The organism is Sphingomonas sp. AP28 (assembly GCF_056680455.1).
This window is the reverse complement of record NZ_JBWXQI010000002.1, coordinates 294,347-309,280: the sequence shown is the minus strand read 5'-3', so window position 1 is coordinate 309,280 and position 14,934 is coordinate 294,347. Positions and strand designations below refer to the sequence as shown.

13 protein-coding genes and 1 pseudogene are annotated in these 14,934 nt (G+C 56.9%); 4 read left to right on the top strand and 10 right to left on the bottom strand.

What is annotated here, in order from left to right; all coding sequences use genetic code 11:
• Positions 1-315 precede the first annotated feature (315 nt).
• From AC1MH0_RS20825 to AC1MH0_RS20815, 3 genes and pseudogenes are all read right to left on the bottom strand, one after another.
• On the bottom strand, positions 316-459 hold the full coding sequence (locus AC1MH0_RS20825) for a hypothetical protein (protein ID WP_480966074.1): 144 nt from the start codon (positions 457-459) through the stop codon (positions 316-318).
• A gap of 93 nt (positions 460-552) precedes the next feature.
• Positions 553-753, bottom strand: a complete 201-nt coding sequence (rpsU, locus tag AC1MH0_RS20820) for a 30S ribosomal protein S21 (protein WP_480966073.1) — start codon at positions 751-753, stop codon at positions 553-555.
• Between the two features lie 657 nt (positions 754-1,410).
• Positions 1,411-1,611: pseudogene (locus AC1MH0_RS20815) on the bottom strand (DUF6894 family protein); the annotation flags it as partial.
• 1,517 nt (positions 1,612-3,128) lie between these two features.
• Between AC1MH0_RS20815 and AC1MH0_RS20810 the strand changes: the two are divergent.
• Positions 3,129-3,317 (top strand): hypothetical protein, encoded by a 189-nt coding sequence (locus tag AC1MH0_RS20810; RefSeq protein ID WP_480966072.1) that lies wholly within the window; start codon positions 3,129-3,131, stop codon positions 3,315-3,317.
• Between the two features lie 743 nt (positions 3,318-4,060).
• Here AC1MH0_RS20810 and AC1MH0_RS20805 read toward each other — a convergent pair.
• Positions 4,061-4,228: a hypothetical protein gene (locus AC1MH0_RS20805; RefSeq protein WP_480966071.1), complete on the bottom strand. Its 168-nt coding sequence runs from the start codon at positions 4,226-4,228 to the stop codon at positions 4,061-4,063.
• Between the two features lie 468 nt (positions 4,229-4,696).
• On the opposite strand from AC1MH0_RS20805, the gene AC1MH0_RS20800 reads away from it, so the two are divergent.
• From AC1MH0_RS20800 to AC1MH0_RS20790, 3 genes are all read left to right on the top strand, one after another.
• Positions 4,697-5,617: a manganese catalase family protein gene (locus AC1MH0_RS20800; protein WP_480966070.1), complete on the top strand. Its 921-nt coding sequence runs from the start codon at positions 4,697-4,699 to the stop codon at positions 5,615-5,617.
• A gap of 323 nt (positions 5,618-5,940) precedes the next feature.
• Positions 5,941-7,137, top strand: a complete 1,197-nt coding sequence (locus tag AC1MH0_RS20795) for a response regulator (protein ID WP_480966069.1) — start codon at positions 5,941-5,943, stop codon at positions 7,135-7,137.
• Between the two features lie 157 nt (positions 7,138-7,294).
• Positions 7,295-7,453, top strand: coding sequence for a hypothetical protein (locus tag AC1MH0_RS20790; RefSeq protein ID WP_480966068.1), 159 nt, complete (start codon positions 7,295-7,297; stop codon positions 7,451-7,453).
• A 333-nt stretch (positions 7,454-7,786) separates the two neighbouring features.
• Here AC1MH0_RS20790 and ppa read toward each other — a convergent pair whose 3' ends face one another.
• From ppa to AC1MH0_RS20760, 6 genes are all read right to left on the bottom strand, one after another.
• Positions 7,787-8,368: an inorganic diphosphatase gene (gene ppa / locus AC1MH0_RS20785; protein WP_480966067.1), complete on the bottom strand. Its 582-nt coding sequence runs from the start codon at positions 8,366-8,368 to the stop codon at positions 7,787-7,789.
• 1,078 nt (positions 8,369-9,446) lie between these two features.
• The gene (locus AC1MH0_RS20780) at positions 9,447-11,213 is read right to left on the bottom strand and encodes a sensor domain-containing phosphodiesterase (RefSeq protein WP_480966066.1); all 1,767 of its coding nucleotides are present in this window, start codon (positions 11,211-11,213) and stop codon (positions 9,447-9,449) included.
• A 314-nt stretch (positions 11,214-11,527) separates the two neighbouring features.
• On the bottom strand, positions 11,528-12,559 hold the full coding sequence (locus AC1MH0_RS20775) for a sensor histidine kinase (RefSeq protein WP_480966065.1): 1,032 nt from the start codon (positions 12,557-12,559) through the stop codon (positions 11,528-11,530).
• Positions 12,560-12,748: 189 nt separating this feature from the next.
• Positions 12,749-12,886, bottom strand: coding sequence for a hypothetical protein (locus tag AC1MH0_RS20770; protein WP_480966064.1), 138 nt, complete (start codon positions 12,884-12,886; stop codon positions 12,749-12,751).
• Entirely contained in the window at positions 12,887-13,171 is a 285-nt protein-coding gene (locus AC1MH0_RS20765; protein WP_480966063.1) for a hypothetical protein, read from the bottom strand.
• Between the two features lie 673 nt (positions 13,172-13,844).
• Positions 13,845-14,225: a hypothetical protein gene (locus AC1MH0_RS20760; RefSeq protein WP_480966062.1), complete on the bottom strand. Its 381-nt coding sequence runs from the start codon at positions 14,223-14,225 to the stop codon at positions 13,845-13,847.
• Between the last annotated feature and the right edge of the window lie 709 nt (positions 14,226-14,934).

The following is a 14,934-nucleotide window of genomic DNA, read 5'->3' as shown; positions in this document are numbered from 1 at the left end:
GGCTCAACCGCCCCCAATCCCTTCAATTACGGTTCCGCGGCCGTCGCAAGTAGGACATACGGCGCCATCGATGTCGCCAGTACCGTTACATTCAGGGCAGACATTCTCTCCGGTCCCAGGAGTCCCCTCCGGGGCAACGTCACCGGGATTGAGGGTTTCGTCGATCATGGGCACTTCTCCTGGAACAGTGAGCAGATCATGACAGGTTGCAGTGTACGCAACCCGTTACCGATCACGTCGGCAACGAGCTTGCGGGACCGTTAGAATGAACATGCTAACTAGGCCGGACGCGAGCGTAGCGGCCGTATGGAAAGGCTAGAAGCCCAGCATTGCCTTTGTTGTATCCTTTGCGGTGGCCAGGGCTTTTGCAACGCCGCTGCGCTCAGGCTGATTGCGCTGCGCGTTCACCTCACGCAGATGGTTACGGGAATCAATACGGGAGCGATAAGGTTTGGCCATGCGGGGTCCATAACTTTCGAAGCGGATTCCAAGCAATAACCCGGATCAGGTTCGGAGCACTATTAACGATAGCACAGGGGCCAAACGGGGCACTTACTGATCCTTCTCCGCCCGCTTGCGATCGGCCTTGCGCGCCCGGCTCACGGCTGCGGCGTGTTCGCGTGCCCGTTTTTCGGACGGTTTTTCGAAATGGCGGCGAAGCTTCATCTCGCGGTAGACACCCTCGCGTTGAAGCTTCTTTTTCAGAACGCGAAGTGCCTGGTCGACATTGTTGTCGCGGACGGAAACCAGCATGCTAACCTAACTTTCTATTTCGGAGCGATGATTGGGCTATCCCCGGCGTAGAGGTCACGAAGGCATGTGCCAAGTGGTGGCCGACCTACCTTTTCTCCGACGGCGGCAGTGCAGCCGATACAGGACCCTATGCCGTACTGAAGCGCTGCTCTTCAATAACTTAGGAAAGAGAAATGCATATTCTGACTTCAATCGCGGCGGTAGCTCTGATTATCCCGGCACGGCTATGGCGCAGACGACCACTGACACCAGCGGCTCGATGAGTGGCTCCACTGGTGGCACGATGGGCAGCGGAGCGGCGACCGGCACGATGGATCAAACGAATCCGTCGACAAGCGCAACTACGACGACACGCACGCGGCGTGGTGCAAAGGCACACAGCCGTACGCGCAGGACGACCGGAACGGCATCGGGCACTATGGGCGGTACCACGGGTGTGACCGGTGATACGATGTCCGACTCTACCAACGGTACTTATCGGTGGAACCACGGGAACCGGAACCATGGACGGAACCACTGGCGGCACAATAGCTGGAGCCGCTGGGGGGGGCAATGACCGGCGCGACTACTGGCTGTGCTACGGGCACGGTGATTCAGTTGTTTGAACTCTTAAACGCCGGGCGGGTAATGGTCCGGCGTTTTTGAATCACGCAGTTGTCAGAAATTAGTGTCCGGTGTTCCGTTTGTTTTCATTGCGTCTGAGTCTTTCACAAATCGTGAGGTTACGGTAGCAACGATGACGTGAAGAAGATGCTGGTGCCTATCGTTCTCGACGTTAACACGCCAATGCCCTTCGCTAGCAAAGCCTGGGTGCCGGGACAGATATGTCCCAAGGTACCGCACTGCCTCATTTCGAGCCTCGTCAAGTGATTAACATTCAACAGTCTTGGACTCATATTCCCTGCCTTCAAAGCTGAATATATACTTCGAACTACCGGTCGTCGCCGTATCTATGCTAACCGCGTTAGCGTCGACAATCTTGTTCTCTAAAGCGTCCAACGGTTCGCTCGCCTGCTTTTCAACCATAATTCCCTCTGTGGCCGACTTATTTGTTAAATGCCAAGCTCGACAGCACAACCGTTTCAGTTGAGTTGGCCGGATTGCAACTGCTTCAATCCACACGTCATTCCTCTCGATTTACACTGTTGCATTAGTACTGCGACGGCAATAATTAGCCGCCTTGTGTCGAAGCTTGCAACACGGCCCATGCTTTTTGGCAGACAAATTGTTGGTTCGTTTCACCGGTAGCTCCACCGCACGGCCACAGTAAGCCTTGCCAGTGACTTTTCTAAACATGCGTGCCGATAACGACATTCGAGACGCCTTTAACATTTCGATAAGCTATGCCTTGCGAGAACGTACCGGCCATTCCGTCGACCTCAATCAGAAGCCGTAACGGAGCCATGCCAGTCCGCGAGAGGTATACCTAAAAAACACCGGCTCGAAATCGATCAATGTCTCAATCTGTAGCGGAGCGGGGGAGGGGGGCTGCCGAGCGTGGGTGCCCCGACGAACCTATCGCAGCCACCTTGGCATTCCCGAAACTCCATCTCCGCGAGACCATTTCGGGAAAATGATTTCGGGAACAGATTTCGAGAAACGCGCCGTAGATGAGGGCGAGGCCGATTGAATGACGCCCGCTATCCCACTGGCCCTTCCTTTTCGAGAACGTCGTGTCAGCGGCTTTTTGGACGCGGATCATTCCAAGTGAACGCCTTATCGCTCACCACACCGTTTAGACGTTGGCCCGTTAGGTGGACTGTCGTGCGATTGCCCTGTGTATCTAAAACGGTCCAACCTTCCACCATCAGCCCAGCCGGCGATGTTGGGGATCGTGAAAACGAAAACGTGAATGTCCCACTCTCAGGATGCTTGGGATTGCGGACCTCAAGCACCACCATGTCGCGGTTGGTCAACGGCGACAGCCGAGCGATCAGACCTGTACCGACAGCGAGCGCACGAGCAGCGTGAAGAGGCAGCAAAAACGAACCTACCGAACGTGCGCGCCAGAGCTCTGCATGCGGCCGAACGTTGGAACGTGATGGGTGATCAGTCTGAACGGTCAACCGCGGCAGCAGCGAAACGGAACGATGAGAAGGCGGTAAGGGACGCCGATAGGGCAGTCGAAAAGTAAGATGGCACACACAGATTGCGTCACAACTTCGTGATTTCAAGTATCATCGTCTTGTTGAGATGCTGATTCTTTCCAGCTGCGCTGCCACCGCAATCCTCCATTTTGCGGCGGGGCTCTTCGGGGCGGATGGCATTGCTACATTCCCTGCCATCAAAAGATGAGATGCCCCCAACCCGATCACGCTTGCGTTGTGTAGCTGTCAGACGAAACCCGTCATGATCCAGATCGAAGGTTTAGGTGTATGGCAGACGATCATCAAGCGGATGCGGGCACCGCCGAAGCCGACTTTCCCGGCAGGAGCAAGCGTGCAGGCAGTACCAGCGGCAATGAGAATTACGGTGGTACGAAAGAGCAGAAGGTCGATCCAACCCCTCCGGACGTGAGGAAAAAGCTAGGACCGGCAAAATCGGTACCATCGTTAGAAAAGTGAATGAGGCGGTAGGTTAAATTGCCGCCTTATCTGCATTTCCTATTCACAGCCCTCGATCTACCCCAGCTACGATGTCTGCGGATCTAGGCGTATGGTGAATGCAGGCCGTCCGTATTTTGGCAAAACTGGCGGTGAGCGATACGGCCGCTTTGGGGCGGTGATTGCGGGCAGTGGTAGTCGTGCTAGCGCGAGGCCCATACGCCTTGACGTGACGCGAGTGCGTCCTGAACCAACGTCCGCTTTCAAATGTCCCACAGCCTCTGTAGCCGACCGGCTTTGGATTACGCCTCGCCGTCGTGGCACTGAGCTGACTGTCTTCGGGAATACCGCAGGGCCCAGCGAAGTGCGCATACGAGACAAAAGACGCAAGCCAGGCAGATCGCTGTAATTATAGTGCATGGCATCCACTCAGTTGAGCATAGCGGGTGCGTTTCGTAGCAATAGAACCAAGTCGCACTAAACAACATGACGGCGTACCCTGCCGTATAGATGCCTAATAAAAGATAAGCCACAGCTTGAACAATAAGTAAAAAGCATCAGAAGAGAGTGCTACTTTCCGTAGTTTTGGCTGGTAAGCAAGGGCTAACGCCAGCCGTCGTCTTGACATTTCTAGCGAGATTGCTCGCTTAAGCTAAACGCCCGGTTATGGGTTCGCTAAAGACGGCGGGCCCCATGAGAATGTCGCTTCCTCAAGGCGAAGAATCTATAACTACCGGGCCATCAGATGCCACTCGCCGCTACTATTATGACGAGCCCAAGCGCCGCGATTTCTGATCGTCATGCAGATGACTATCGTCGCCCTCGATCTCCGTGCTGCTATCATCCTCGCCACCCGTTCCGGTACCGGTTTTCTTGGCACCGTCGTCTGTCGCGCTGCCGTCGTCCGACTTCTGCTTGTCGCTGGTAATCATAATACGTCTCCAAGGTTCAGTCACTGCCTTCGTCCGGTTCAAAATTCTTCCGTCCGAGTTTGGTAACTTTTTAGGTTTTATGGGTGTCGTCGGCAGGGATAGCTGCAACGTCATTCTCAGATTTATCACCGTGGGTATCACCATCGGATTTGCTTGCCATGTCCACGATCGTCTCCTTGCAATCGATCAACGCACCGTTGTCAAAATCAGTACCGAATCGATCACTGACCTCATTGGACCAGGTAATGTAATTTTTGAATTGCTGTTTATAATGTACCGATTTGCGTTTCAGTATCTGACATTGAGCAAGAATCAGCGGGATAACCGTTGCGCTGTCAGTCGTTCTCTGTCCGATACGGCAATCCCTACTTCGAAAACGGCAACGCTAATTATTTCACGTACATGATATAGGTCTGTATCCGATGTGAAAGGTGAGCCGTTGATGGTGTTCCTTTTGGGAGAATCAGCATGTTCATGCGCGTCGATAAGCTGCAGGCCGACCTGCCCCAGCCAAAGGCACAAGATCCAAACGCTGGCGCAGCTCTGCGCGAGCTCCTCGGCGGCAAGTACGGCGAGATGTCTACGCTGGGAAACTACATGTTCCAAAGCTTCAATTTCAAATCGAAATCAAAGCTACGTCCGTTCTACAGCCTCGTCGCGTCGATTACTGCCGAAGAATTGGGCCATGTCGAGCTGGTCTCGGCAGGCGTTAATATGCTGAACAATGGTCCGGACGGCGATGATACCGGTGACGGAGGGGATATTTCAATGACTCCGTTCGAGAGCATGGCTGAAATACGCGACGTTGCCAGCTTCCTCTCAAACGGTGGCGGCGTAATGCCTGCCGATTCGAACGGGCAGTCCTGGAACATGGACTTCATAACCACGACCGGAAACGTCGTGACCGACCTGCTCCACAACTTCCACCTGGAGTGCGGTGCTCGCCTGCATAAACTGCGCGTGTATGAGACCGTATCGGATCCGACGGGTCGCGAAGTATGCGGCTATCTGCTTGTGCGCGGCTCGGTCCACGCACATGCGTATGCACTGGCGCTGGAGAAGATCACCGGCGTCGACATCAAGAAGATGCTGCCGACCCCCAACATCGATCTGTCGAAGATTCCCGAATGCCAGAAATATCTCGACGAAGGTTCGCACCGCCGCCTCTACACCTGGAGCCCCGACGATTATAAGGAGATCGCCGGTATCTGGAGCAACGACGAAGTGGCGCTACCTGGCGATCCGCCGGGCGCTCTCGAGGTGGTCGATGGCATCCCCGATGGTGGTAAGATCGCTCAACTGGCCGGTGTTCCTTGCGCATTTACGCCAGACTATGCTCCGGAGGAGATGTTCGAAATCGCAAACAAGCTTTATCAGAAGTCGCGATAGCGGCATCGCCCATCGCTGACGCCGCGACACGGCGTTGGGCTTCATCTGCTACGGCAATGCCCAAGGAACGAGCCATCCGGCAGCGTGGCCAGGGTTCCGCTACGCACCGGCAGAGGCTTTCGCGCAATGATACCCGGCAATCTTCTCAAATCTCCTAGGCCGAGCGTTGCAGATGGGAGTACAGGTTCATAACACTAAAAAAGAGAACACAAATGCATCTGAGTGGCCTTGTGGCTCGGTTAGGACTGTGGACAAGCGTCGAAACGGGCACCCCATTCCTTCTCAGCGCAACAATCTGAAATCGCTAATGAATCTGATTTTCTATGGGCTCCCGATCGGCGCTGATCGGGACCCCTCTAATCTCAGTTTTACTAGATTTAACGGATATTTACCTGGATTTTGGCGGGGTCCCGCTTCGATGCTTATCCACAGCCACAAAGTTCACTTTACACGGCGGGATCACGCTGCGCGTCCGCCCAATCAGTGGTGAAAGCGCTGGTGGCGCGGAGCTGCTGATCGAAGTGGAGGATACTGGCATCGGCGTCGCACCCGAGCGGCGAGCGGCGATCTTTGAGACGTTCGTGCAGGCGGACGCGACAACTGCGGGGCGCTTCGGAGGGACTGGCTTGGGCCTGCCGATCAGCGCCCGGCTCGCCGAACTGATGGGCGGCCGCTTGGTGCTGGACGACGCGGACCGTCAGGGATCGCGCTTCGTGCTTTCACTGCCGCTGGTCCCTTGTGACGAGGATGAGGCCCGCATTCCCATACGAGCGACGGAAGCCATCACAACCGTCACCCCCCTTTGTCCCGACATGGCCGGGTCACCCCCTCGCATCCTGGTGGCCGAAGACCATGACGTGAACCAACTGCTGATTACCGCCATGCTGCGGCAGCTTGGCTACGAGCCCAGTATCGCCGCCGATGGAGCCAAGGCAATTGCTATGGTGAAGACGGCGCGTGCCGAGGGTCAGCCCTATGCTCTGGTGTTAATGGACATTCAGATGCCCGTTATGGATGGCCCCGAAGCTACGCGCCGTCTACGCGGCGAAGGTATAAGCGCAGACGAGCTTCCAATTATCGCGCTGACCGCCAACGCTTACGCCGATGACGTATCGGCCTGTTTGACTGCAGGCATGCAGGCGCATCTGGCAAAGCCGGTTACTCTTGCTGGCCTGGACGGCATGTTGAGCCAATGGATGAGGCGCGCTTCCGTGGCTGCTCCAATTACGTCGCCTAGAACCGTGCAGCCGAGTGCCAGGGTGCGAGCACTTTACGAAGTTCGCAAAGGCGAAGCGCTGCAAACGCTCGCCGATATGGTAAAATGTGGACAGTTCTCTGACGTGGAGCTGGATCACGTAGCTGGCATGCTACACAAACTTGCCGGTACGGCTGCCATGTTCGGCGAAGCGACGCTCGGCGATGCCGCGCGTGCGCTGGAAGACGGCATAACCGAGTGGAGCTCGGAAACCCGCATCGATCAGATTCGCTCTGCCATTGATACGGTTTGCAAAGCAGCATGATAATGCGGCTTAGGCTGTCGCTGTCCCCGACAGGAGATCCTCTCGATTACCATCGTCGGCAAGCGGGTTGCGAGGAATTGTTTGTTGAAGAGCCCGCATAGTCTTCAGTATCGTAGTCCACAGTCAGCTCGACTGACCTAGAGCGCCGGGGACGGATATGCCATCGACATCACATTCAGAGGCGGAAGAGAAGCTTTGCGCTGCAATCATGCAGGCGCTTGCCCTTGCCGACAAGCTGAATGATACGCTCGTCTCGGCTTTGCTTGGTCAGGCATTGGATGCTGCGCGATGCGATGATGCTCAACGCATTCTTTGACGCGGGCACCTGGGCGGGCTGGATCGGCCTCGCACTGGCGATCGGCGCTACAGTCTACGCGTCGCTACAGTAGAGTTCTTCCCGGGAAGATCACCTTAGTCGAAACAGGCGATCCCGCGCCGCGGTGGTATTAGCAGCATCCGCGCGCTGATCCCGTGTGGTCAACGCCATTGAAGGTCAGAAAGGTGATGTTTCTGCCCTGGGCGAGGCAAAGCAGGCACAATCAGACTGATGTCGCAAATATTCTAACTTTCGAACGTCTCACATGTCGCTGCTTTTGCGACATCACTGAATAGTAGTACAATCCGGCTATGCTTTTTTTGTCTGACTTACTTATTTGCGGCCATCGGCTTCATCGGCATTCATTGACTCGAGGCCAGCGGACTTCGCGGCATCATAGCGCTCGATCGCTTCCAGCGTGATGCGACGTGCTTCGTCTGCATCGCCCCAGATGCCGACGCGAACCCACTTCTTTTTTTCCAGGTCTTTATAGTGGGTGAAGAAGTGCTCGATCTGTTCAAACACGATTTCCGGCATGTCTGCGCGGCTGACAACCTTGGAATAATACGGGAATACTGAATTCACTGGTACGCACACGAGCTTCTCGTCGCCTCCCGCTTCGTCTTCCAAGTTCAGCACCGCAATCGGCCGAGCGCGAACAACGCAGCCGGGGATGAACGGCGTGCGGGCGATGACGAGCGCGTCTAGCGGATCACCGTCTGGCGACAGCGTATGCGGCACGAAGCCGTAGTTCGCTGGATAACGCATCGGCGTGTGGAGAATGCGGTCTACGAACAACGCGCCGGACGCCTTATCAAATTCATATTTTATAGGTTCGCCGCCGGTCGGCACCTCAATGATGACGTTGAGATCGTCAGGCGGGGCCACGCCTACTGGGATAATTTCGATACGCATGGGAAACGTCTAGCAATATTTTCAACAACTGTCAGCATTGGTTAGAGACACAACGATAGCGTAGCACAAGTTCGGACTGATTTATCCTGTAGTATTTGAAATAACGAGGCAAATTCAGGAGTTTAGCAACGCGGTGCGCTGGTGGCCGAAGAAGGTATCCAGTCTGGGGTCGTCCGCAATATGGTCCCACAGTTGATCAGCACAGACGTAACGACCCGCCCGTCCTGCAACGGGCCGGGCCGGCAAACTTCGAAGGACGGTCTTGGCAGAATTTTAATCACGCACATTATGACGATACGCGAGTTGTAGAGTAACGAGGGCGCCGCTTGAGTATGGTGGAAACTCGCAGCGCCAATCAAACACAATGGTCGGGTTCGTTCCATTGACAGTAACGTATAAGACGCTTCTCTCAGTCCGTGTGACACGAAACGCGTGTCCCGAGCGAAGCGTGTCCGCCGGCGCGATACGCGGCCAGCCTTATCACCCGTTAGCTATTTAAAGCTTATTTGAAAGAAATGCGAGATAGTGGGTCCTCGGGGCCAGCGTGATGTTCCCAATCGGTGCCAGTCTTGCAAGCCTACCCGGCAGCGGCCAGCTCGTCTGAAAAATGCTGATAAAACAGACAGGCTGACCGCGTCGTTTGGGCTCCAACCCGAGAGCTGGACGCTAGCAGCATTCTGGAGGGAGCATCTGCTAGCTCCTGAAGTATAGATCCACAACAAGCCGAACGATTCACCTTAATCAACATTGCCGTAATAATGTGACAATGGCATTGAAGCGGTGACTGTCCTGACGCGTAGCAGGTCAGACAAAACCGGTGGGCGTGTAACGGCTGCGGTGGTCCTGTCGCTACTCGGCCTAGTAGCGATCAGCCTAGGTCTGCTTGCCGTGCTCCACCTCACGTGATCCAGTCGTATGAATTCTGACGCTGCCGCCCTTCCTAGTTGGCAACATTCCAAACCGTATGGCTGTACGCACGACATGTCGCGAATGTGCTGAGTTTCGGACGTCACGTATGTCCCTGCCTTTGCGACAGGCCAGCCGTTGGTAGCGGATAAGCGGTGTCGGCCTTGCTCTTTTAAGCAGCTGCTCGTGCATCCTCCTGGCGATCAAGCCATTGCTCGAAACTGGCGAGCTCCATAGGCCGGGCAAAGAAGTATCCCTGGCCCTCGTCGCAACCCATTTGCTTCAGAAGCTCCGCTGCCTCCACCGTCTCAACGCCTTCGGCAACAACGCGATAATCCAGATCGTGCGAGAGCGAGATCATCGAACGTACCAGTGCCTGCTCGCGCTCGTCATTTGCCAGATCGCGAACGAAGGATTGATCGATCTTCACGACCTTCGCCGGCAGTCTCTGAAGGTAGGAGAGGCTGCTGTAGCCAGTGCCAAAGTCGTCAATAGCGAGCTGGATTCCAGCATCGTCGAGGGCGGCGAGCTGGCCAGCGGCCCGACCGGAGTTCTCCATGACGGCACTTTCGGTAACTTCCAGCTCCAGCATCGCGGCCCGAACACGGTGCTTGAGGAGATAGAGTTGAACCTTCTGGGCAAAGTCGGCTTCGTCGAGGTTGGCAGCTGAAACGTTGAGCGAGAGGCGGATGCGTCTTCCCGCCGCACACCAAATGCCGAGCTGCTTCAGTCCCGCGTCGAGCACCCACGCCGTAGTAGCGCGTGCCAGGGAGGTCTGTTCGACGATCGGGATAAACTCACCAGGCGGCACATTCCCGAGCGTTGGATGCGACCAGCGAAGCAGGCCCTCGGCGCCGACGCAGGCGCCTGTGGCCAGATCGACCCGCGGCTGAAAGACGAGCCGCAACTGACCTGACTGATCAAGCGCGGCACCAAAATCGTTGAGCAAATCGAAGCGCCGGCGGTGTGCGCCATCCTTCGACAATGAGTATACGCTTACCCCTGTTTCGGAAGCACGGGCGTCCATGGCTGCGTTCTGAGCTGTCCTCAGCACATCCCGCGACGGCGTCTGTCCCGTGACGAAGGGCGCCAAGCCGATCGTGGCCGACATTACGAAGCGCGCATTCGATGCTGTGCGAAGCTGCTCAAGCAGGGTTCCGAGCTCCGCCACGCAAGCTTCCTCGTCGATATCCGGCGCGGCGACGAAGGCGAACTGAGTGGCGGCGATATGGTAGATCGTTCGGTCGGGGCCGAGAATGGCCCGAAGTGTACGGGTGGCTTCCTGTACCATGTCATCGATATAGCCCGAGCCCATGACGCGAACGCCGGTATTAAGCTGCTCGGAACGGGCTAGATCGACCAGAACAGCTAACCGCGGGTGACCGGAGTTGTCGTGACCCAGGTCGTCAAGGTCGTCGACGAACTGGGTGCGATTTGGCAATCCGCTTAACGGATCGATCCGACCAAAGGCGTGCTGAAGCTCGATCTGCGACATGACCATCTTCGCCAGATCGTCCAGCGCCGCCATCTCGGCGGTCGTAGCGGTTCTCGGTTCCGTGCCGAGCACGCACAAGGCCCCCAGGCCGAAGCCGTCCCGCGTAGTTAGCGGTGCTCCGGCATAGAATCGCACGCCCTGTGCGGCGAGGATGCTGGTCCGATAGCAATCGTCGGCGAGCAGATCGGGGATGAGAACGGTTTCGGCACTTTCGGCGACCCGCGCGCAGGGAGCTTTTTCCCGCGGTATCGACATGTGCGCCACGCCAACACGGGATTTGAACCACTGCCTGTCGCGATCGGTAAGTGAAACAGCCGATATAGGGAGGCCGAAGATTTGGCTCGCCATCCGCGTAATGCGGTCGAAGCTCTCGCTCGGCGCGGTATCGAGCAGGTTGAGCTTGTATAGCGCGTCCAGCCGCGCTTCCTCATTTTGGTCAGCCATCGTGGCACTGTAGGTTGCCATAGTAGATAAAGGCTAAAGCAGGTTGGTAAACGCATAAGGTCGCATTGAAAGGTCGCATGCCATCACTGACGGGCGCTCTCACAAACGTTCGATGATGAGCAGGGTAGGGAACGAGCAGCCGATGTAAGCCTCAGGCGTTTGAAACTCGTGCTTATAGCGCCGACATTTACGTTATGGTTGTTGCGGATAAACGCTTGTTTGCGAAATCGGAACGGCCGACGCAGGTCATGTCCGCGGATTGGCCCTAACTGTTCGAAGACGAACGTTTCAGGACGCCCAAGATGATCCCGCCGCTATGCTATCAGGTTAGATGGCAAGGTAAGGGTCGCTAGCGCTCCACCACGCGGCTCGATCCGGAAGCGACCGCCCTGGCCGCTCGCCAGCGTCGTCGCTATGCGCAGACCTAGGCTCCTGGTCCCGTCATGCACGAACCCTTCCGGCAACCCGTGTCCGTCGTCATGAACGGTGACCGCCGCGCCTTCGGGATGCATGCCGACCCCAACAGATATCCGCCCTATTCGACCATCGCGAAAGCCATGCTCGATGGCGTTGGCGACAGCCTCAGCGATGACGAGCGCGGTGGGTATGGCCGCATCAGGATGGAGCCGGAGTTCGTTATCGCCTTGCACTTCCAGCACGAGGTCATCGCGGCCGCTTGCTTCGATAACACCCTGGCACAGCTCACCCAGGAAGGGCAGCAGCGGCTGAGCGAGACCGGAGGAATCGTAAATCTGCCGGCTGATGCGTCCGATCAGGGCAAGCCGGCGTGTCGCCTCGTCCAGTGCCGCCTTTCCCTTGGGATCGTCCAGCGTGCGCTTCTGCATGTTGAGCAGCCCGGCTGCGACCTGAAGGTTGTTCGATACACGGTGTTGCAGCTCGCGAAACAGCAGCTCCCGCGTGTCTGCCAGCGACCGGCTCAGTTCGCGCTCGCGGGCGAGCTGCCGGTTGGCAGCCTGCATCCAGTGAACGAGTGCCAGATCCGTTGCGACGACGAACACATAGAAGGCGAGCGCAAAAGCCGTGCCATGCGTCATCTCGAAGCTGTATGTAGGTGGTATGAAGAAGTACCAGGCGAGCAGGCCACATAGGACAGCCGAAACCACGCCCAGCCGCCCCCCGAACAGGAATGATGTGACGATCACTGCTGGGAAGAAAGTGACGTAGGGAAAGCCCGGCGGGAGCAGCGGGGCTGTTACCATCCGCAGCGCCAGCGCCCCGGCGACGATCGCCAACATGACAATCGTGCCGAGAACAGGGCGGTTGCGTGCAACCGGTAGCCGCTCGATCCAGCGTGTTCGTCGTTTCAAAGCGGCAGGTTCATTCATAACGCGGCTGGTACGATCTTTGACGCTTGCCGTCATCACCCCGTCTTTGTCGCCAAACTCCTAAGTTTTGGACGTCTTGAATGTCCCTACTTTTGCGACAACGGCCTGAAAAGAAGGCAGGAGATGAACGGGCGGCATAGGCTCATCAGCCGCGGAGGGCGGCCAGGACGGGAATATTTTGGCGTTAGATCAGACCTGCACTGCCCGGATCAGCCCCTGTACGCCGACCAGGTTGATTGCCCGCCTGAGATTATAGGCGAGCGCCGTCAAACTGAACTCGGCCCGCACCTTGTCGAGCCCGCGCATCAGGAAGGCACCCTGGTTCATCTATTGCTTGATCGAGCCGAACGGGTGCTCGACCGTCTCGCGGCGAATATCCAGGATCCCGGCCCGCTCGCCCGCGGCGATGTCCTCGCCCATGTAGTACCCCATGTCGGCGACCACATCGATCCGCTCGACGCCGAGGATGTCCTTTGCGGCGCCGGCTGTCTCAGCCAGAAAACCCAGATCGCTGCCCGCGTTGGTGACCTGCTGTTCGGCGATCAGCTTGTATTTGGCATCGACTGCGACCTGAGCGTTATAGCCGACGCCGACCTTGGGATGGGCTGCCATTGCGCGGGGCCTGAACCGCCCTCAATTTTGACGTCATAGATATCAATCGGTTACACGGGTCGGAGCAACGATTGGGGGGACGGTGGAAGATGGAAAGGGGCGGGGAGGCGACCTATCCGCGGTTGAGCGCTCTGCAAACGACAACGCAACTTACGATGGAGCGAACTGGGCGCTCGCGCCGGGCGTTGCAGGAAGCGTGCTGGAACAGATGGCCAGCAAAGGTCTAATCTCGCTATCACGTAACCATTGGCTCCTAACGCCGATGGGATACCTCTGTTCTGTACATGCGCGGTAACTGCAAATCTGAACTCGTGCCCGTAGCTGGTTAGTGGTCGGCTTGCGTCGCCCCCGAGCAGTGAGGACGGGGGTGATGGTGCCGTGCCGTATAAACGCGGAAGGCATTTGGAGCGATGCGTGCATCCATAACGTGTCGTCACGCGGACTCATGCTCTCGACAGCCAGCCCGCCCCGTACCGGATCATACGTGGATATTCGGCGCGGGACGCTAGTCATTATTTGGCGGGTAATCTGGGTAAAGGGACAGCAGTTCGGCGTTCATACGCAGGATCAAGTTAGTGCCGCTATTCTCGTCAGTGAGCCCGTTCTAAAACAGCGACCGAAGTTCGATACCGCGGACGATCGGCGCGCGCCGTCGCGCGAAGAGACACAAAGACTACCCGATCGACGCGCCGAGAAACACCGACGATTCGCTTCCCTGTTTCAATACGTATTCTTCGCTGTCGCGGCAGCGGGGTTTGGAGCCTTTGTAGCGATGCAAGTTTATCATCTGCTCGAAGAGCCGTTTCAGAAGGTGGCCAGCGCTCTCGGTGGTGGTGGGTAAAAAGTCGACAACCCCGGTTAAAGCTCTGACTTTGCAACTTCGATACGCCACCGCCTGGGTGCAAAAGGCGCAACTGCAATAGCTCATTTTGCAATCGTCTTTTGCATCCGGCCGGCGCACTTTCACCGTGCCTTTCAGGCATCCTCTCCTTAATACTTTCCGGGTCGCTTTGGCGGCCCTTTTTTTTAACGCCTGGCCGAGGTCATGAGCCATTCTGTGGCGGTAACCACGACTCGGGCACCGTCGCGGGCAGCAACGGTAGCGTGAACGAAGCCGGACGCTCCGGATCGGCAAGCAGGTCCTGCAAAACTTCGCCTTGCAGACTGTAGGGAGCTGCATGCCGATCTGGCAGGGAAACTCTGATACCTGCGAGCCGTCCGGGCTTAACCGCAAGTAACGTTGCCACTACATCTGCGAGCGCCCCTTCACAGACGATAACTGCTTCGCCTTGGCGGCGCTCGACGGCGACCGCATTCTCTTTCCACATTGTCTGATCCACCCTGACGGCCGTGCTGCCTGATAACCGCCTTTATGCGGTACGAGCCGAAAGGTGTTAACCTAAATTACTACGCGTGGCACTCTGGTGGGGTTGAAGACGTTTAGGCAAGAAGGAGATCGCGATGCCTGAAGTTCACGACGACCCGTCTACAGTGACCGCGGAACGGGGTACTGTAATCGTTGACGGCCCTAACGGCGTAGTAGTGACGCTAACCCCCGACGCAGCATTGGAGACGGCGAATCGCCTGATTGAGGCTGCGACTGAGGCTGAGGGCTATCGAATAATGTGTGACATCCGACACGCCGATACGCGAAACCTAAGGGGGTAAAGGACTGGGTCAGGTCGCATCGCTGATCTTACCGGTCCTTCTCAGCATTTCCTTGCTAGGATCGGTAGATCGCGCATACGCTTTGCCAATGGAAG